The organism is Xanthobacter versatilis (genome assembly GCF_043193975.1).
In the GTDB taxonomy this organism is placed as follows: Bacteria; Pseudomonadota; Alphaproteobacteria; order Rhizobiales; family Xanthobacteraceae; genus Xanthobacter; species Xanthobacter autotrophicus_E.
Window position 1 is genome coordinate 48,356 of record NZ_JBAFVB010000011.1, and the last position, 18,938, is coordinate 67,293.

17 protein-coding genes are annotated in these 18,938 nt (G+C 69.5%); 13 read left to right on the forward strand and 4 right to left on the reverse strand.

Annotated elements, in window-relative coordinates; translation table 11 throughout:
• The first annotated feature begins 34 nt into the window (after window positions 1-34).
• The 5 genes from V5F66_RS18635 to V5F66_RS18655 all read left to right on the forward strand — a co-directional run bounded on the left by V5F66_RS18635 (window position 35) and on the right by V5F66_RS18655 (window position 5,688).
• Window positions 35-658: a TRAP transporter small permease gene (locus V5F66_RS18635; RefSeq protein WP_012114534.1), complete on the forward strand. Its 624-nt coding sequence runs from the start codon at window positions 35-37 to the stop codon at window positions 656-658.
• Complete coding sequence (locus V5F66_RS18640; RefSeq protein ID WP_012114535.1) at window positions 658-1,923, forward strand: TRAP transporter large permease; 1,266 nt, start codon at window positions 658-660, stop codon at window positions 1,921-1,923. Before V5F66_RS18635 ends, V5F66_RS18640 begins: the two co-directional genes overlap by 1 nt.
• A 39-nt stretch (window positions 1,924-1,962) precedes the next feature.
• On the forward strand, window positions 1,963-2,955 hold the full coding sequence (locus V5F66_RS18645; RefSeq protein ID WP_394094513.1) for a TRAP transporter substrate-binding protein: 993 nt from the start codon (window positions 1,963-1,965) through the stop codon (window positions 2,953-2,955).
• Window positions 2,956-3,025: 70 nt separating this feature from the next.
• On the forward strand, window positions 3,026-3,955 hold the full coding sequence (locus tag V5F66_RS18650; RefSeq protein ID WP_394094470.1) for a dihydrodipicolinate synthase family protein: 930 nt from the start codon (window positions 3,026-3,028) through the stop codon (window positions 3,953-3,955).
• A 281-nt stretch (window positions 3,956-4,236) separates the two neighbouring features.
• On the forward strand, window positions 4,237-5,688 hold the full coding sequence (locus tag V5F66_RS18655; RefSeq protein WP_394094471.1) for an FAD-binding oxidoreductase: 1,452 nt from the start codon (window positions 4,237-4,239) through the stop codon (window positions 5,686-5,688).
• 199 nt (window positions 5,689-5,887) lie between these two features.
• Here the strand turns inward: V5F66_RS18655 and V5F66_RS18660 are convergent, their stop codons facing one another.
• The 4 genes from V5F66_RS18660 to V5F66_RS18675 all read right to left on the reverse strand — a co-directional run bounded on the left by V5F66_RS18660 (window position 5,888) and on the right by V5F66_RS18675 (window position 10,968).
• Window positions 5,888-7,099: an MFS transporter gene (locus V5F66_RS18660; RefSeq protein WP_041576905.1), complete on the reverse strand. Its 1,212-nt coding sequence runs from the start codon at window positions 7,097-7,099 to the stop codon at window positions 5,888-5,890.
• Window positions 7,100-7,347: 248 nt separating this feature from the next.
• Entirely contained in the window at window positions 7,348-9,399 is a 2,052-nt protein-coding gene (locus V5F66_RS18665) for a PP2C family protein-serine/threonine phosphatase (protein ID WP_012114540.1), read from the reverse strand.
• On the reverse strand, window positions 9,399-10,232 hold the full coding sequence (locus tag V5F66_RS18670; protein WP_012114541.1) for a hypothetical protein: 834 nt from the start codon (window positions 10,230-10,232) through the stop codon (window positions 9,399-9,401). Before V5F66_RS18670 ends, V5F66_RS18665 begins: the two co-directional genes overlap by 1 nt.
• The gene (locus tag V5F66_RS18675) at window positions 10,222-10,968 is read right to left on the reverse strand and encodes a hypothetical protein (RefSeq protein ID WP_394094472.1); all 747 of its coding nucleotides are present in this window, start codon (window positions 10,966-10,968) and stop codon (window positions 10,222-10,224) included. Before V5F66_RS18675 ends, V5F66_RS18670 begins: the two co-directional genes overlap by 11 nt.
• 280 nt (window positions 10,969-11,248) lie before the next feature.
• Here V5F66_RS18675 and V5F66_RS18680 point away from each other — a divergent pair, with 280 nt between their 5' ends.
• From V5F66_RS18680 to V5F66_RS18715, 8 genes are all read left to right on the forward strand, one after another.
• Window positions 11,249-11,998: a hypothetical protein gene (locus V5F66_RS18680; RefSeq protein ID WP_394094473.1), complete on the forward strand. Its 750-nt coding sequence runs from the start codon at window positions 11,249-11,251 to the stop codon at window positions 11,996-11,998.
• Window positions 11,995-13,980, forward strand: a complete 1,986-nt coding sequence (locus tag V5F66_RS18685; RefSeq protein WP_012114544.1) for an MFS transporter — start codon at window positions 11,995-11,997, stop codon at window positions 13,978-13,980. The genes V5F66_RS18680 and V5F66_RS18685 overlap by 4 nt, the downstream gene beginning before the upstream one ends.
• On the forward strand, window positions 13,980-15,038 hold the full coding sequence (locus tag V5F66_RS18690) for an ABC transporter substrate-binding protein (RefSeq protein ID WP_394001453.1): 1,059 nt from the start codon (window positions 13,980-13,982) through the stop codon (window positions 15,036-15,038). The genes V5F66_RS18685 and V5F66_RS18690 overlap by 1 nt, the downstream gene beginning before the upstream one ends.
• Window positions 15,038-15,718: a hypothetical protein gene (locus tag V5F66_RS18695; protein WP_394001455.1), complete on the forward strand. Its 681-nt coding sequence runs from the start codon at window positions 15,038-15,040 to the stop codon at window positions 15,716-15,718. The genes V5F66_RS18690 and V5F66_RS18695 overlap by 1 nt, the downstream gene beginning before the upstream one ends.
• Before the next feature lie 160 nt (window positions 15,719-15,878).
• Window positions 15,879-16,229, forward strand: a complete 351-nt coding sequence (locus V5F66_RS18700) for an STAS domain-containing protein (protein WP_394094474.1) — start codon at window positions 15,879-15,881, stop codon at window positions 16,227-16,229.
• Between the two features lie 10 nt (window positions 16,230-16,239).
• Window positions 16,240-16,683, forward strand: a complete 444-nt coding sequence (locus tag V5F66_RS18705) for an ATP-binding protein (protein WP_012114547.1) — start codon at window positions 16,240-16,242, stop codon at window positions 16,681-16,683.
• 280 nt (window positions 16,684-16,963) lie between these two features.
• Entirely contained in the window at window positions 16,964-18,613 is a 1,650-nt protein-coding gene (locus V5F66_RS18710) for a Na/Pi cotransporter family protein (RefSeq protein WP_394094475.1), read from the forward strand.
• A complete protein-coding gene (locus V5F66_RS18715; protein WP_012114549.1) occupies window positions 18,597-18,899 on the forward strand; it encodes an STAS domain-containing protein in 303 nt (100 codons plus the stop codon). The genes V5F66_RS18710 and V5F66_RS18715 overlap by 17 nt, the downstream gene beginning before the upstream one ends.
• Window positions 18,900-18,938: the final 39 nt, after the last annotated feature.

The window sequence follows — 18,938 nt, forward strand, 5'->3', positions numbered from 1 at the left end:
CCCACAAGGGTCCGCCTTCCAGAGCGACGAAAACATGAACCATGCGACCAAGACAGGCGCCGCGGGAGCGGGGCCGTGCGGGCTGTTGCTCGCCCTCTCGTCCGGCCTCCTCGCCTTCGAGCGGGTGGCGGTGATCGGGCTGATGGGGCTCGTGGGCTGCCTCATCCTGCTGAATGTGGTGACCCGCTATTCCGGGACGCCCATCTACTGGATCGATGAATCGGCCATCTACGCCGTGGTCTGGCTGGCCTTCATCGGCGCCTCGGCCATGACGCGCCTGCGCCTCGACTTCTCGGTGGGCATGCTCACCGAACGCCTGCCGCCCACCGGGGTGAAGGTGGCGCGGGCCATCGCCACGGCCTTCACCGTGCTGTTCGGGTTGATGCTCTCCTACATGTGCTGGCTGTGGATGGATCCCGTCGGCATCGCGGCGGCGGGGTTCGATGCCAGGACCTTCGCCGGGGAGACCTTCAACTTCCTCTATACCGAGCATACCCAGACCCTGAACTGGCCGACCTGGGCTGTCAGCCTCGTCATCCCGCTGTTTGGCGTCTCCATCACTATTCACGGCCTCGCCAACCTGGTGGAAGACCTGGAATTCGTGCCGCGCCGCGTCTACCGCGGCTTCCCCATGGCCAATGCGGAGGCGGCAAGCTGATGGTCACCACCGCCGCATTCCTCATCACCATGCTGGTGGGCGTGCCCATCAGCCTGTGCCTGGCCCTGTCGGGGGTGGCGTTCATCCTCGCCACCGGCAATCCGCTGCTGCTGCAGACCTTTCCCACCCAGCTGTTCGGCGGCGTGGACAGCTACGGCCTCATCGCCATCCCGCTGTTCGTGCTGATCGGCGAGATCATGAACGGCGGCGGCATCACCCGCCGGCTCATCGACATGGCCATGGCGGTGGTGGGCCGCATGCGCGGCGGCCTCGCCTATGTGAACCTCATCGCCAACATGCTGGTCTCGTCCATCCTCGGCTCGGCCACGGCGCAGGTGGCCATCATGGCGCAGATCCTGGTGCCGGAGATGGAGAAGAAGGGCTACGACAAGACCTTCGCCGCCGGCCTCACCGCCTATGCGGGCATGCTGGGACCCATCATCCCGCCGTCCATCATGTTCGTGGTGTATTCAGTGCTGGCGCAGGTCTCGGTGAGCGACATGCTCATCGCCGGCATCATCCCCGGCGTGCTTTTGACCGGGCTGTTCTGCCTGTGCGTCTACATCATGGGCTTCTTCTACAATTACCCCCGCGGCGAAAGCATGACCTGGCGCCAGCGGGCGGACATCGTGCTGAATGCCATCCCCACCCTGCTCATCCCCATCGTCATCGTCGGCTCCATCCTCACCGGCCTTGCCAATGCGACGGAATCGGCGGCGGTGGGCGCGCTCGCGGCGCTGCTCATCGGCCGCTACTGGACCAAGGAATTGTCCTTCTCCCAGCTGCCGCAGATGCTGCTGAAGGCCGGGCTGTATTCGTCCGTCATCCTGTTCCTGGTGGCGGTGGCGGCGGTGTTCTCCTGGGTGCTGGTCTACGGCAAGGTCCCGCAGGCGGTGGCGGCCTGGGTGCAGACCGTGGCCCATGACCCCATCAGCTTCATGCTGCTGGTCAACGTGATCCTGCTGGTCATCGGCACGGTGATCGACGGCGCGCCCGGCCTCATCATGACGGTGCCGATCCTTCTGCCCATCGCCGTGGATGTCTACCACATCGATCCCGTGCATTTCGGCGTGGTGGTGGTGATCAACCTTGTCCTCGGCTTCCTCTCCCCGCCGGTAGGCCTGTGTTTCTTCGTCGCCTCCGCAGTTACGGGGGCGAAGGTGGGGCGGATGTTCTACGTCACCCTGCCGTTCTTCTTCGCCGCCTGCGCGCTTCTGGTGCTGCTGTCGCTGGTGCCGTGGCTGTCGACCGTCCTCGTCAAATAAAACCAACCTTCCCGGAGCCCTGCCATGTCCCGCCCTGCCATGACTTTGTCCCGTCGTCATTTCCTCATGAGTGCCGCCGCCGGCGCCGCCCTTCCGCTTGCCATGCCCAACGTGGTGCGGGCCCAGGAGGCGCGGGAATTCCGCCTCGGCATCATCACCCCGGGCGGCCATCCCTGGAACGTGGCCGCCGACAAGGTGGGGGCCATGCTGAAGGAGGAGACAAAGGGCCGCCTCTCCATCACCGTCTTCCCCTCGGGCCAGCTCGGCAACGAGGCGGCCATGCTGCAGCAGATGCAGACCGGCGCCCTCGACATGGGCTGGATCATGACCGCGGAACTGGGCTCGCGGGTGCCGGCCATCGCCGCCATCAATGCCCCGTGGGTGGTGGATTCCACCGCCAAAGCCGGCAAGCTGGTGCGCACCCCGGTGGCCATGAGCCTGCTCGACGTGCTGCCCAAGGAGACCGGGACGGTGGGCCTGGCCTGGGGCATCACCACCATGCGCGTCGTGTTCTCCGCGAAGCCCATCACGGGCATCAAGGACCTCAACGGCATGAAGCTGCGCATCAACACCACGCCGGCCTATCGCGACTTCTACCAGCTGCTCGGCGCCGCCCCGACGCCCATCCCCACCCCGGCGGTGTTCGACGCCATGTCCAACGGCCAGGTGGACGGCCTTGAGGCCGACCTCGACTTCTCCTGGAACCAGCGCTTCGACAAGGTGTCGAAGACCATGCTGAAGATGGACGCCATCTTCATGCCGGTCATCGCGCTGGTCTCGGGCCGCGTCTGGCAGACCCTTTCGCCCGCCGACAAGGCGCTCATCAGCAAGCTCACCAAGAGCGCCCTCGACGCCCAGGTGGACGAGACCGTGGTGAACGAGCCGGTGCTGCTGGAGAAGTTCAAGGCGGTGATCCCGATCAAGGTGGCGGAAGTGGCCGACCGCGAGAAGATCATCGCCGAATACGACAAGATCTGGCTGCCCAAGGCCCCGATCCTCGCCGCCCTGCGCAAGGCCGGCGCCGCCCTCTGATCCCTGAAACCCGCACGCGGGTGGGGCAGGGCCCTGTCCGCTCCCCCTATCGACACAAGGATGACATGAGATGAAGCCGGCAATCAGCTGGGAAGGCGTCTTCCCGGCCGTGACCACCCAGTTCCGCGACGACTATTCGCTCGATATCGACGCCACCGCCAAAGTGATGGAAGGCCTGATCCGCGACGGCGTGTCCGGCATGATCGTGTGCGGCACCGTGGGCGAGAACTGCTCGCTCACCACCGCCGAGAAGATCCAGGTGATGGAGGCCGGCAAGGCGGTGGCCGCCGGCCGGGTGCCGGTAATCTGCGGCATCGCCGAGTTCACCAGCGAATTCGCCATCGCCACCGCCAAGGAAGCCGCCAAGGTGGGCGTGGACGGCATCATGCTCATGCCGGCGCTGGTGTATTCCTCCAAGCCCCATGAGACGGCGGCGCATTTCCGCACCGTCTCCAAGGCCACCGACCTGCCGGTGATGATCTACAACAACCCGCCGGTCTACAAGAACGACGTGACCCCGGACGTGGTTGCTTCGCTCGTGGATTGCGAGACCATCGTCTGCTTCAAGGAAAGCTCGGGCGACACCCGCCGTTTCATCGACCTGCGCAACAAGGTGGGTGACCGCTTCATCATGTTCGCCGGCCTCGACGACGTGGTGGTGGAGAGCATCGCCATGGGCGCGCAGGGCTGGGTGTCCGGCATGTCCAACGCCTTCCCGCGCGAGGGCGAGACCCTGTTCCGCCTCGCCCGCGCCGGCCGCTATGCGGAAGCCATGAAGCTCTATGAGTGGTTCATGCCGCTGCTGCACCTCGATGCGCGCCCCGACCTCGTCCAGTGCATCAAGCTGTGCGAGCATATCATGGGCCGCGGCACCTTCCTCACCCGCCCGCCGCGCCTGGCGCTGCTGGACCACGAGCGGGCCGCGGTGGAAGCGCTGATGGCGGCCGCTCTCAAGACCCGTCCGGAACTGCCCGACGTGGGGCTGAAGGCCGCCGCCTGAGGAGGTCGAGGGCGAGGGTCTGCCCCTCGCCCTTATTTTCCTGGCATTGGTGCCCCGGCCGACTGAAGCGATAGCGCAAGGACAGCCGGGGCCCAGCGCACGGGACCGGCGAAGGCGCTTCCAGCCCATCGGCCCGCATTGATCTGGCCTGCCGTGCAGGCGTCTTGCGCTGGATCCCGGCTCGACGCTCCGACTGCGCAGTCGCTGGTCCGGGATGCGATTCCGCACCGCACCCAACCCGGCCCTTGCGGAGCCTGGGGCCGTGCGGCACCCTCCCGGCCATGTCGAGCCACGCCCCGCACCCCGTCCTTCTCGATGCCGCCCGCCTTGCTGTGCTGCTGGAGCGCATCGCCGCGCGCATCGGTCCCGCCCGCGTGGTTACCGACGCGGCGGAACTGGCCCCCTGGCTGGTGGAAGGCCGTGGCCTGTTCCAGGGCGCCACCCCGGCCATGGTGGAGCCGGCAACCACGGACGAGGTGTCCTTCATCGTCGCCGCCTGCGCCGAGGCGGGGGTTCCCGTGGTGCCGCAGGGCGGCAATACCGGTCTTGTGGGCGGGCAGGTGCCGTTCGGCGGCCTGCTCCTCTCGCTGCGGCGCATGAGCCGCATCCGCGACCTTGACCCCATCGACCTCACCGTGGTGGCGGAAGCCGGCTGTACGCTCCATCAGGTACAGCAGGCAGCGGCGGAGGCCGGCTGCCTGTTCCCCCTCTCCATCGCCTCGGAAGGCAGCTGCCGCATCGGCGGCAACCTCTCCACCAATGCCGGCGGCACCGCCGTGCTGCGCTATGGCAACATGAGGGAACTGACCTTCGGGCTGGAGGTGGTGCTGGCGGACGGGCGGATCTGGAACGGCCTCAGCCGCCTGCGCAAGGACAATACCGGCTACGCCCTGAAGGACCTGTTCATCGGCGCGGAAGGCACGCTCGGCATCATCACCGCCGCCGTGCTGCGGCTTTATCCGGCGCCACGCGCCCGCGCCACCACGCTGACCGGCCTCGCAAGCCCCGAGGCCGCCCTCAAGCTGTTCCAGCGCCTGCGCAATGTGGCAGGGGATGCGCTCACCGGCTTCGAGATCCTGCCGCGCTTCGGCATGGAGACGGTGCTGACGCATATTCCCGGCACCACCCGCGCGCTGGCCGGCGACCACGGCTGGTATGCGCTCGCCGAACTCACCTCCACCCGCCGCGACGACGACCTCTCCGCCTTGGCGCTGGAGGTGTTCGGCGAGGCGTTCGAGGCGGGGGAGATCGAGGATGCGGTGATCGCCGCCAGCGAGGCCCAGGCCGAGTCCCTGTGGAAGCTGCGCGAGGCCCTGTCCGACGCCCAGAAGTTCGAGGGCGGCTCCATCAAGCACGACGTGTCGGTGCCGGTGTCGCGGGTGCCGCACTTCATCGCCGAGGCGGCCCGCGCCTGCGAGGCCCATATGCCGGGGGTGCGGGTGTGCGCCTTCGGCCACATGGGCGACGGCAATATCCATTTCAACCTGAGCCAGCCGGTAGGCATGGACAAGGCGGCCTATCTGGCTTGCTGGGAAGGCTTCAACCGCATCGTCCACGACATCGTGGCCGGGCTCGGCGGCTCCATCTCGGCAGAGCACGGCATCGGCCTGCTCAAGCGCGAGGAGCTGCCGCTCTACAAGGACCCGGTGGCGCTGGAGCTGATGGCGGCCATCAAGGCCGCCATCGATCCCAAGGGCCTCGCCAATCCCGGCAAGGTGCTGACGGGCGGGTAGGACCCGTTTGAAAAATCGCTTGGATGGACGCCTGCAACCCGCGATGGGGCTTTCTCTCCGTCATGCCCGGGACAAGCCCGGGCATGACGGGGTGATTGCGGCTAGGCCCTGAAGCCGCGGGCCAAGCCCCCGCGGCGCCTGGCGGACCCTCTCGGCATCGGTCGAAGACATAAGGCCGATGGCCTAACAGCCGCGCCGCTCACTGCGGCCGGCGGCGCACCGCGAAGGCGGTCAGCACCGCGAGGCCGAGGGGGATCGCCGCGCCCACGAACACCAGGCGCGGCAGGTGGTGGTCGAGCATGAGGCCGAACATCAGCGGGCCCAAGAGCGCGCCGATATCGTAGCCCGAATAGACCACGCCGAACACCTTGCCCGTCGCCCCCGCCGGCGCGGCGCCGCGCACCAGCACGTCGCGGGACGGCGTGGTCATGCCCATGGCGAAGCCCACCAGCGCCACCAGGCCCACGGTCACCTCCGGCGGCACCACCAGCAGGGCCGCGAGCAGCGCCAGCGCGCAGGCGCAGGCGAGCCCGCCCATGGCGATGAGGTGATGGTTGGCGGTGCGGTCCGCCACCGCCCCGCCCAGGGCGACGCCTGCCGCATTGCCGCACTGGTAGAGCGCGACCGCCAGCGTCGCCAGCGCCACCGTGGCGCCGAAGCCCTCCTTCAGGGCGACGATGGAGAAGCTCTGGATGCCCGAGAGCGAGATGGAGGTGAGGAGGAAATACAGGAAGGCCGTGAGCACAACCGGCATGGCCAGCACCTGGAAGAAGGTGGGGGCGGGGCCGTGCGCGGCCTTGGCGCTGTGCGCGGCACCCTGCTCCGGATCGGTCTTCAGGGCCTTGCGGCAGACCAGCAGCACGAGGCCGAGCACCGCCACGCCGAGCCCCATGGCGCCGAGCGCGGTGCGCCAGCCATAGGCCGTGGCGATGGCGGCGGAGACGAGGGGGGAGAGCGCAAAGCCGATGCTGCCGGCGATCACGTGGGCGGCGAAGGCGCGCCCGAGCCGGGCCGGCGCCACTTTGTGGCTGAGGATGGAGAGATCCGCCGGGTGGTAGACGGAGTTGCCGAGGCCGGCGAGGGCGGCGAGCGGCAGCAGCACCAGGTAATGGGGCGCAAGGCCCATGGCCGCCGTGGCGGTGCCCTGCAGCAGCACGCCGGCGAGGAGCAGGCGATGGGCGCCGAAGCGATCCACCAGAATGCCGGCCGTCACCTGGCCAACCCCGGAGAACAGGTAGAACACGGCGAGCACCGCGCCCAGGGCGACGAAGGAGACGCCGAGGTCCGCCCGCATCATCAGGAACAGGGGGGCGAGGGCGAGCTGGAGCAGGTGGCTGCAGAAATGGGCGACGCCCACGGCGCCGATGGTGGAGACTTCCCCGGCCGGCCATTCGGCCGTTCGCGCATTCATGGTCACGATCGACACTCCTCCCCGGGCCGGCATGATGCCGTCCCTTCCGGCGATTGCCGCCGGTTATTGCGCCTCCCCTCGTCTGGTCCGCGGCGGGGTTGATCCCTGCCCTTGTGCTTCCGTGCCCGCTGGCGTAGGCCGAGCATGGGTGTCTTACCCTGTTGCCGCCGACGCCGTCACCCTCGAAGCGGGGCGCGGGCCTTCACGTTTGCGCACGGTCCGTTGCGGCCTTTGTGCTCATCTGGCGCTTACCTGGTGCGGCGCGGTCCGTGGCCACCGAAGTACCGCAGCGTCAGGCAGGTGATGTCGTCGGCCTGCGGCGCGCCGCGCTCGAACACATGGACCGAGGCCAGCACCCGCTCCGACAGTTCGGGCACCGACCAGTCGGCGGCGCCGCTGCGGAGCAGGTCTTCCAGCCGTTCCTCGCCATAGGGCTTCTCGTCCACGTCGAACGCCTCGTTGACGCCGTCGGTGTAGAGGAAGAGCGTGTCGCCCGGCTGGAGATGCAGCTCGTGCTCCACGTAGACGAAGCCCTCCAGCACTGCCACCGCCATGCCGCCGGTGGAGGGCACGGTGGAGACCTCACCCGCGCGGGTGATGCGATAGGGCAGGTTGTGGCCGGCATTCACATAGGTGACGCGCCCGGACGACAGGTCGATCACACCGTAGAGCACGGTGACGAACAGCATCTGCTCGTTCTCCACCGCCAGCAGGTCGTTGAGGCGGCGGATGGAGCTGGCCGGCGAGCGCTCGAACAGGGCGGTGGAGCGCAGCAGTGTGCGGGCGATGGCCATGAACAGGGCCGCCGGCACGCCCTTGCCGGAGACATCCGCCACCACGAAGCCCAGGTTGGTGTCGTCGATCATGAAGTAGTCGTAGAAGTCGCCGCCCACCTCGCGGGCCGGCGTCATCTGGCCGTGGATGGCGACGCGGGCGTCCGGCGGGAATTCCTTGGGCAGGATGGCGAGCTGCACCTGCCGGGCGATCTCCAGCTCCTGCTGCAGGCCGGCGAGCTTGGTCTTGGTGATGAGGGCTTCGCGCAGTTCCACCACCATGGAGGACAGCCGGGTGTGCTGCTCCACGATGCGCCGCGACAGGTCGTGCAGCACGCGGGCGACGCGCCGCAGCTCGTCGTCCTGCTCGCCCTCGGAACCCTTGGCGAGCAGCGCGAGCACTTCCTCGCGGTCGGTGGGGTCGATGGCGTCGGCCAGCGCCTGCAGCTCGGCGGAGATGACCGCCTCCTGCCGGCGGCGCACGCGCTCGCGCTGGCGCCGGGTCTCGGCGAGGGCCTGCACATTGCCGCGCAAGGCGAGCACGGCGGAGGCGATGCGGCCGATCTCGTCGTTCCCCACGTGGCCGACGGTGACGGAGGTGTCGCCCCGCGCCAGCGCCTGCAGCACGTCGATGGCCGATTCCAGCGGCCGGAAGCTGTACCAGAGGAACACGTTGAGCCCGATCACGCCGATCAGCACCAGGCCGATGGCGCCGGTCACCGCCGACTGGCGGATGAAGGCGGTCGCCTGGACGGTCTCGGTGGTGTCCTCGAAACTCACCAGCGCACCCACGGTGCTGGCGCTGATGTCTGAAATGGGGATGCTGGTGACGTTGTAGTTGCGCCCGTCCAGCACCATGCGCTCGGAGGTGGGCCGGCGCGGCGTGATGGAGAGCTTGGCCCGTTCCCACAAGCGGAAGTCGGTACTAGCCACCACCCGGCCGCGCAGGGTGACGAGGGTGGTCGTTGCGGTGAGGCCGCGGGCGAAGCGCTCCATGCCGAGGGCGGCGTCACGGCCGAGGATCAGCACGGCTGTGCCCTTGCCGGGAAGCTCCACGGTGCGGGTGGTCAGCACGACCACCTGGTTGGCGCCCACCTGCCGCAGGCCGGAGAGCACCTCGCCCTTGAGCGCCCGGTCGAGGCTGCCGGCGTCGAGGATGTAGCGGTTGGCGGTGCCGCCGTCGCTGAACACCACCTCGCGGTCGGCGGTCATCACCTCGAAATAGGTGTCGTCGTCGTTGATGTTGACGCCGAGCTCGCGGATGGCGGCGGCAACGCCCGGCCGGTCGGAGAAGCCGAGCGCGATGCGGAAGGCGGCGGAGCTGTCCACCCGCTCGAGGATACGGGCGAGGTTCGAGGTCTGGAACGCGACGATCTCGCGCCAGAGCACGGTCTGGCCCTCGATGGCCAGCTCCGCCTCTTGGGTCTCGGCCACGCGGTCGCGCAGCAGGGTGGCGCCCCAGATGCCCAGCATGAGGACGGCGAAGCCGATGGCGACGATCAGGGTGATGCGGGTACGCAGCAGCATCAGACCCCTCGTTCCGTCTCAGCCGCGCCGGGTGGGGCCATCACCTCGCGCCGCACTCGTTCCACGTCCGGCCGCAGCCCGCCGTCGAAATCCACCGCCAGCAATTCCTCCGCATAGGCCTCGAACACGGCGCGGCGATCGGCCACCCGCCGGTTGCCCCGTTCCAGCGCCCGCAAGGCGCGGCCGACCGCGCCGTGCGGTCCGGACCGGCGGCTGTATCGCAACGGGTCGTCAGAGGTGCCGTAATGCCCGTCCACCGCCGCCAGCAGGCCCTCGGCCAGTCGATGACGGTTGCGTTCCAGGGCGCCGCCCACCAGGAGGCCGGCGGCAAGGGCGGCGAGCGCGGCGCAGACCGCGACGACCACGGCGGCCTTGACGCCGATGTCGGCGAACGAGGTGGCGAGGGCCGCAGGATTGGTGGTGACCTCCACCGAGGCCACGGTATTGCCGTCCACCGTCACCGGCGCGGACACCGAATCAGCGCCCGGATGCTCGCCGATGGCGCTGCGGATCTCGCGGCCGTCGGCGCCGCGCAGGACGATCTGGGTCAGGCCGGGCGTGCGCGTCAGGGTTTCGGAGAGGTGGGTCTCAACTCCCGGCAGCAGCTTCAGCGGAATGCCGAAGCGCGCCGCCTTCTCGAACTGCTGCGCCAGGGTGCGCGCCACCGAGGTGCCGATGACGAGCGCGTCGCGCCGCGCGCTCTCCTCCACCCGCGCGCGGTAGCCGTTGAGGAGCACCGCCGCGGCGAGGGAGCCGAGGATGAAGGTGACGAAAAGGGCGAACAGGCCGGTCAGCAGGCGGGCGCGTCCCCCCTCCGGAAGCTCATGCGGCATCGTCGAGCGCTCCCAGCTGGCCGAGGCCGCGATCCACGCGATCCTCGGCGTCGCGCCAGCTCTTCACCGTTTCATCGGCGAGTTGCGTGAGGGGGCCGTCGTCGTTGGAGGTCGCTCCTTCGCCACTGAGGATGCGGGCGACCCGGTCGAACGGCCGGGTCAGGACATAGGCGAAGGTCACCGCGGCAAGGCTGGCGGCCAGCGCCGCGGCGAGGGTGAGGATCGCGGTGCGGGAGACGAGGTCGAGGCCGAGCCGGCTGGCGCGGGAACTGCGCGCCTCGTCCGAGACCGTCACCGAAATGCCGCCGGCGACGCCGAGGTCGTTCTCGAATCGGGTGCCGAACACCGTGTCGCCGCGCTCCGCCTCGGTCCACACCTCTTCGGATGCCAGGTTCCGGACCCAGCCCGGGGTCACTTCCTCGCCGATCACGCTGCGATCGGTGGAATAGATGGCGCGGCCGGCGGCATTGAAGATGTCGATGGCGAGGATGGAGGGGTCGCCCGCCTTCTCGCGCTCGATGCGCGGCTGCAGCAGCGAAATCTGGTCGAGCAGCAGGCCGATGGAGAGGTTGGCCTCGGTGGAGGCGCGCAGGGTGCCGAGCAGGTTGGCGACGCGGGCGCGCTCGATCTCCTCGCCCACCTTGTCGCTCGCCGTGAAGGCAATAGCGGCCACCGCGATCACCGCGGCGCTCACGGAAAGGACGGCGACCAGGATGAGCCGGCTTACGAAAGTCATGCAGTGAGCTTCGGTGGAAGGGCCGGCCGGACGTTAACCGCCAGCTTCAAGCCAAACCAGACAAAAAACTCATCGATGACCAAAAAAACCTTCAATCTCAGATCCCTTTTCGTGGCATGAAGAACCCTGCCGGCAGGGTAGGAGGTTGCCTCTGTCGCAAATTGCCGTCAGCGGCGAGACGATTCGGGCAAGACGGTTCCGGCAAAACGATTCCGGTAAGACGATTCGGGTAAGACGCTTCGGCCTGTTCTTACGGACCAGAGACACGCGGATCCAACACATGGCGCGGACCACTCTCGGGCTGATCGCTGTGTTCGCACTGATCGCGGCGGCATGCGTCGCGTTCGGCGCCTACTTCTCCTATGTCACCCTGCTCAATGCCCACCGCTCGGTCATCGAGGCGCGATTCGGCATTGCCGCCGAGCGGGCCGCCGACGTGGCCGAGCAGGCCGCCTCGCTGGGCATCGCCCTGCCGGCGCAGAGCACCCTGACCAGCCTGCTCGACCGCGAAGCGCGGGTGGAGCCCGCCATCCGCTCCATGGACCTGGCCGACGAGCATGGCATCGTGCTGTTCTCCAGCGATCCGGCGCGCGTCGGCATTGCCGAAGCCCAGGATGGCGGGCGCGGCCTCACCCGGCCGGTGCGCAACGACCTTAACGAGGTCATCGGGCACGTGGTGGTGCGGTACGACCCCCAGATCCTCGCCGCCGGCGCGGCGGCGCTGGGCGAGGACCTCAAGGTGATCGCCCTGCCGGCGCTCATCGGCGCGGGCGTCGCCACCGTCGTCATCGGGCTGCTGCTGGCCGCCCTGCTGCGCCGGGCCGTGCGGCGCGCCTCCGATCCGCGCGGCTGGCCGCCGGCGGCGCGGGCCGCCCTGGCGGCGGCCGATAGCATCCATCGCGACGCGGCGGGAGGGTCCCGCGGCGGCAACCTGTCCTTGGGTAAATCGACTTCAGGCAAATCCCCTTCGGGCAAATCCCCGTCCGGAAAACCCCCTTCCGGGCCTGCCGAATCGCGGAGGCGGGCATGATCGGGCTGCGTGGCGGCATCACCATCGCCATCGTGCTCATCCTGTGTTCGGCCCTCGCCTTCATCGGCTGGGGGGCCGAGCGGGCGGCCCACCGCACCATCGCCCCCGAGATCCTGGCCAAGGCCAATACGGTGGCGCGGTCCGCCGCCGACCTGCTGGGCCGCGCCGGCACGGTCGGGGTGCCGTTCGACCGGCTGGTGGGCGTGAGCGACTATTTCGACAGCCTGCGCGCCGCAAATCCCGATTTCGCCCAGATCAGCCTCGTGTCCGCTGCGGGCGCGGAGCTGGCCAGCGCCGGCGACGCGACGGGCTTCGAGGGCGCGCCGCAGGCCCGCGTTCCGGTGGCGGACCCGTCCGGGCGGCGGCTCGGCGACGTGGTGATCCTGGTGGATCCGACGGCGGTGACGGCGCAGGTGGGCGCGGTGCTGGTGGACGTGGCCTTTATCGGTGTCGTTTCCCTGCTGGTGGCGCTGGAGCTGGTGGCCCTCGTGGTCGGCTCGCGCGGCATCGGCGCGCTGATGGCGGTGGAGCGGCGCCTGAAGGCGCTGGGGCGGGGCATGCTGGCGCGGCACGAGGGCGATCCGGGCGCCGCCGGCAGCCTTGTCGGGCCCATCGACCGCCAGGTGGATGCCCTCGCCGAGCGCCACGCGGCGATCCGGGCGGCGGCGGAAGCGCGGGGCGACGCCGCGGCGCTCGCGCGCCTCGCCGACCTGGAAACCCGGACCGGCCTCGGCCGGGTCCAGGCGGCGGAGAGCGAGGCCGCCATCGCGGTGCGACCCGCCCTGTTCCTGTTCATGCTGGCGGAGGAGCTGACGCGGCCGTTCCTGCCGCGATTCGCCCAGTCCATCGCCGGCGGCAGCGCCCTCTCGCCGGATTTCGCGGCCAGCCTGCCCATCGTCGCCTTCATGGCGGTGGTGGCCCTGTGCCAGGTGCCGTTCGCCGGCATCTCGGAACGGCTCGGCCGGCGGCCGGGGTTCGTCTTCGGCGCCCTGCTGGCGGCCACCGGCTATGCGCTTTCGGCGGTCAGCCCGTCCTATGGCCTGTTCGTGGGCGCGCGCGTCGCCACGGCGGTGGGCTATGCGCTGGTCTTCGTCTCGTCCCAGGGCCATGTGGTGGATTTTTCCGCCGGGGCGGCGCGCAGCGCGGCGCTCGCGGTGTTCGTGCGGGCCATCATGGTGGCGAGCCTGTGCGGACCGCCCATCGGCGGCGTCATCGCCGACCGGCTGGGGGCGCCGGCCGCTTTCATGGCCTCAGCAGGCCTTGCCCTCGTGGCCCTCGTGGTGGCGTTGCTGACCCTGCCGAAGACGGTCCGGCGCGCGGGCGCGGCGGCGGGCGTGGGCCTTGCCGATCTCAAGGACGCGGCGCGGGCGCCGGGGCTCATGGCACTGCTGTTCGGCTGCGCATTCCCGGCCAAGTTCCTGTTCGCGGCCCTGTGCTTCCTGCTGGTGCCGCTGGAGTTGCAGCGCCTCGGCTACACCTCCGCCGCCATCGGCCGCTTCCAGATGATCTATCCCATCATCATGGTGCTGGCGGTGCCGTTCTTCGCCGCCATGGCCGACCGGTTCGACGCCCGCGGCGGCTTCGTGGTGGCCGGCGCGCTGGTGTCGGGGCTCGGCGCCATGGCCATGGTGCTCAATCCGTCCATCGCCTTCATCGTGGTGGCGCTGGTGGCGCTCGGCTACGGGCAGGCCCTGTCCATCGCCTCCCAGTCGGCGCTGGTGGCCGACACGGCCTCCGCGCTCGGCGGCGGGCGGGCGGCCGGTGTTCTTGGCCTGTTCCGGCTGGTGGAGCGGAGCGGCAACGCCGCGGGACCCGCAAGTGCCGGTTTTCTCATGGCGACCATCGGATTTGCGGCCGCGACCACGCTTATCGGCGCTGTGGTAGTAGCCGGAGCAGCCCTGTTTGCGCTATCCGGGCTTAGAACCGCGCATCACCCCCGCCGCGCCTCGTCCGCGGCCGCATCGGAAGGAAGCTCCGCCTGATGGACCGCCGCTCCCTCCTTGCCCTGGGCCTCGGTGCCGGCGCCGCAGGGCTCGCCGGCCGGTTGCCCGGCGCCCACGGCCAGCCGGCCCCCACCGGGCCGGCGGCCTCGGGATCTGCCGCCGCGCCGCGGGCCGAGCCGTTCCGCGTCCTGATGCTCACCTTCCGGGGCGACACCGACGTGGAGCGCGGGTTCCGCGACTATTTCGCCGCCAACGAGATCAAGGTGGAGTTCCTCACCCGCGACGTGGAGCGCGACGCGGGCCGGGTGAAGCCGATCCTCGCGGAGGTGCTGCCCAGCTTCAAGCCGGACCTCATCTATACCTACGGCACCCCCAACACCCTCGCCGTCGCCGGCCCCTACGATGCGCCGCCGGACGCGCCGTTCGTGCGCGACATCCCGGTGGTGTTCGCGCTGGTGGCGGCGCCGGTGCAGGTGAAGATCGCGCCCTCGCTGGCCTCGTCCGGACGCAACGTCACCGGGGCGGTGCACGTGGTGCCAACCGACGTGCAAATGCGCGCCATGCAGAGCTACAAGGCGTTCCACAAGGTGGGCGTCATCTACTCGCCGAACGAGCGCAACTCGGTGGCCATCATCGAGGAGATGCAGGCCTTCTGCGCCGGCATCAACGCGAGCGTCATCGCCCAGCCCCTCACCATGGTGGGCAGCCGGCCCACCGGCGACGGGGTGGAGGACTTCGTGCGCAACCTGAAGGCACAGGGCGCCGACTGGCTCTATCTGCCCGCGGATACCTTCCTCGCCACCATCTTCGACCGGGTGGGGCCGGCGGCGCTGGCGGCGGGCCTGCCCACCTTCGGCGCCACTGAATTCTTCCTGCGCGAGGGTCTCGGCCTCGTGGGCCTGGTGAGCCGGTACTATTCGGTGGGCCAGCTGGCCGCGTCGAAGGCGGTGGAGGTGCTGGTGCAGCGCGTGCCCCCTCGGGATATTCCCATAGAGACGCTGAGGCGCTTCGCGCTCATCATCAACATGAACATTGCCAAGCAGCTTGGGGTGTATCCGCCCATCGCCATGCTCAACTATGCGGAAGTGATCACCTGATGAACGCCCTGCGCGAGTTCGCACAGACCGAACCGCTCACCCCTCGCGAGCTCGGCCCGGACGATCTTGATGCGGTCGACGCGCTGCACCACCTCGCCATCGGCCCGCTGGTGCGGCCGGAGGTGGTGAAGCCGGAGAACCGCTCGTATTTCGAGGGCATCCTGGGCGGACGCGGCTGGACGGCCGGGCTCTATGACGGCCCCATGCTGGTGGCCTACGGCATTCTCCAGCACGACCATACCCCCAAGGATGGGCCGCACCGCCTGCTCGGCCTGCCGCCGGAGACGAAGGTGGGCCGGCTGGCCGGCGCGTCCGTGCACCCGGCCTATCGCGGGCGGGGGCTCCAGCGGGTGCTGATCGCGGCACGGGTGAAGGCTGCGCCGCCCGACATGGTGCTGTTCTCCACCGCCGCGCCGGTGAACACGCCGAGCTGGTCGAGCCTGCTCGCCGAGGGCTTCCCCATCCACGACATCCAGCTCTTCTTCGGCGGCTATGCCCGCTATGTCCTGGTGCGCGACGGCAGCACCTATGATCCGGCGGAAGCGGTGCTGGTGGATCCCCTCGACACCGCCCGGCAGAAGGCCCTGTTCGCCGAAGGCTGGCACGGCTACGAGCGCAGCCGGCTGGAATGCGGCGCCGCCGGCGTCCTGTTCGCGCGGCCGATACGGGCCGAGGGCTGAAGCGCGCCGGAAAAGTCCGGGGGTGAAGCCCCGGGCGTGGACGGCCGCTGTTTCCGCTTCCGGCCGTTTTCACTAGACTGTCGGCGTGGCGGGACTGTCGCAGTGGCGGACCACCCTGTGCCAGGTTCCGCCCGCCCTGGATCGTGAGAGACACGCGCGCATGAAGATCGAGAGTCAGCCGCTGCGACCCGGCGTCGTCCTCGTCAGCCTCGACGGGCGTCTCGACATTTCTGGCGCCGCCCAGGTGGAGCCGCAGTTCAGGGCCGCCTGCGACGCGGCCAACGTGGTGCTGGTGGACCTCTCCCGCACGCCGTTCATGGCCTCCATCGGCATCCGGCTGCTGCTCACCGGCGCCAAGGGGCTGCGGCGCAAGGGCGGCAGCCTGCACCTGTGCGCCTGCGACCCGCAGGTGGAGAAGGTGCTGGTCGCAACCGGCGTGCACCAGCTGGTGGCGATCCACGCCACGCGGGATGAGGCGCTCGCCGCGGCGAGCTCCTCCAGCGGCACGTGACGGGGCGCCCATGCCCGCGCTGCTCGCCGAGAGCCTGATCTCCTCCCTCGATGTGGAGGCCCGCATCGACGACATCACCAAGGCGACCGGCTGGCTCGGCGCCCTCGCCGAGGATGAGGGCTGGTCGCAGGCGACCCAGTTCGCGCTGGAATTGTCGCTGGAAGAGGCGCTGACCAATGTGGTGTCCTACGGCTTCCAGGACAGCACTGTGGTCCCGCATATCCGCATCGAATGCTACCGTCTGCCGGAGGGACGGGTGGCGGTGCGCCTGATCGACAACGGCGTCGCGTTCGATCCCACCACCATCGCCGAGCCGGAGGTGCCTGCCTCCATCGAGGACGCCAAGATCGGCGGACATGGCGTCCAGCTCATGCGCAACTTCCTCGAAACCCTCGCCTATGCCCGCGAGGGCGGGGAAAACCACCTGACCCTCATCGCCGGCAAGCCGGACTGAGTCCGCGCCCCGGAAGGGCACAGGACGGGCGATGGCTCCCGGCCGGGCGCCGCGCGGCGCCTTTGCGCGCGAGACTGTTCCAGCCCCACCCTTTCCCGCCTCGTCTTTTCTAGCCGCGACTCAACCAGCCGCGACTTGGCCGCCGCCCCCCGGCCTGCGGCGACGGGGGCGCCGGGCCGGCATCGCGGGTGCCGTCATGTGATCGTCGTCATAATGATACAGACCTGCCCCAGAATGTGCGGTCATCCCGCATCTGGACGGAGGGCGCTGCAAAACAGCCATGGCGATCATTGCGCAAATTCTCGCCGGGCTGGGCCTGCTCTTCGTCGGACTGAAAATCATGTCGACGCACCTGCAGCAGGCCACGGGCCGGCGGGTGCGGCACCTGCTGCGCACCGCCACCCGCTCGCCGTTCGCGGGGCTGCTGTGCGGCACGCTGGCCGGTGCGGCGACCCAGTCATCCAACGCGGTGGCGGTCATCAGCGGCAATCTGGTGCGCGGCGGGGTGCTCGCCACCCGTGACGCCATCCCCATCGTGGCCGGCGGCAACGTGGGCACCGCCGCCCTGGTGTTCGTGGCCGCCATCGATTTCCGCCTGCTGGTGCTCTACCTGGTGGCGATGGTGGGCTTCGGCTTCCAGTTCAAGCTCGACCGCCGCCCGGCTTTCAAGGAATGGATGGGCGTCGCCCTCGGCCTCGCCCTGGTGCTGCTGGGGCTCGACTATATCAAGCAGGGGCCGCGCGCCCTCGACGTGAGCGCGCTGGCGGCATTCCTCGACACCGGCATCTCGCCGTGGGTCGGCTTCCTGCTGGGGCTCATCGCCGCCGCCGTCAGCCAGTCCTCGTCCACGCCCACCATCCTGGTGGTGGCGCTGATGCAGTCCCAGGTGCTCGGCCTTGATGATTCCATCGTTATCGTGATGGGCGCCAATATCGGCTCGGGCATCTCCGCCGTGCTCACCGCCGGGGAGCTGGAGGGCACCGGGCGGCAGCTGTGCTACGTGCACGTGCTGGTGAAGGCGGTGGGCTGCCTCCTCGTCGGCGCGGGTTTTCTGGCCGCCGGGTGGCTCGGGGCCGAGCCGGTGGCCCTGCTGTCGCAGATGGGCGGGGGCAAGGCCTCGGCCTCCTTGTCCCTGCTGTTCCTGGCGCTGCAGGTGGCCGGCGCCGTGCCGGTTTCCTTCGCCCGCGGGGTGACCGAGGCCATCGCAGCGCGGCTGAGCCCGCCCACCATGGAGGACGGCGCCTCCAAACCCCGCTTCATCCACGAGCGAGCGCTGGGCGATTTCGCCACCGCCCTCGATCTGGCCGAACAGGAGATCATGCGGCTGGTGAAGCTCTTGCCCACCCTGCTGCCGGACCTCGACCAGCAGGACCAAAGCGGGCCGGCGGAGCGGCTGGCCCTGTGGCGGGGCGCCAACGCCATCGGCGTCGCCATCGAACAGTTCCTGTCCGATCTCATCGCCCGTGGCGTGCCGAGGGGCAGCCTTGAGACCGCCCTGCATCTGCAGGCGCTGGTGGAAACCGTGCGCACCCTGCAGGACACGCTGCACGCCTTCACCGAGGTGGTGGAGGGCTTTGCCGACCTGCCGCCCCTCGGCTTCAACCTGTCCGAATCCCTGCGCACCATCATCCTGTCGCTGGCCGACGCCACCGACGGCGATGCGGAGGACCTCGATCTCATCATCACGCTGGCGGGCGACCGCAGCGACCTCTTGAGCCGCATCCGCCGCCAGCTCGCGGCCTCGGCGCTGGGCACGGGGGAGGACGCGCGCCAGCTCCTGCTTGCCACCAGCCTGTTCGAGCGCGGCGTCTGGCTGGTGCGGCGCGGCGCAGTGGCGTTGCGTGCTCCCGAGAATGAGGCTAATCCCGTGGTCAACGCGGCCTCCGGCGAGGCGCGCAAGCGAGAAGAGGCCGATGCACATCGAACGTGAGCAGCTCGGGTCCGAGGTGGTGCTGAAGGTGGCGGGACGGCTCGATACGCCCAACGCGAAGCCGTTCGAGGCGAGCCTCATGGAAGTGGTGACCACCACCGATGGCGGGCTCCTCGTGAACCTCGCCGGCGTGGACTATGTCTCCTCCTCGGGCCTTCGGGCCCTGCTGGTGGCCGGCAAGGCCATGCGCACCGCCAAGCGCAAGCTCACCTTGTCCTCGCTCCAGCCGCAGATCCGGGAAGTGTTCGACATTTCCGGCTTCTCGACCCTGTTCGAGATCACCTGAGCCCGCGCGGCGCCTGAGCGTGGCCTGAGCTAGCCCGCG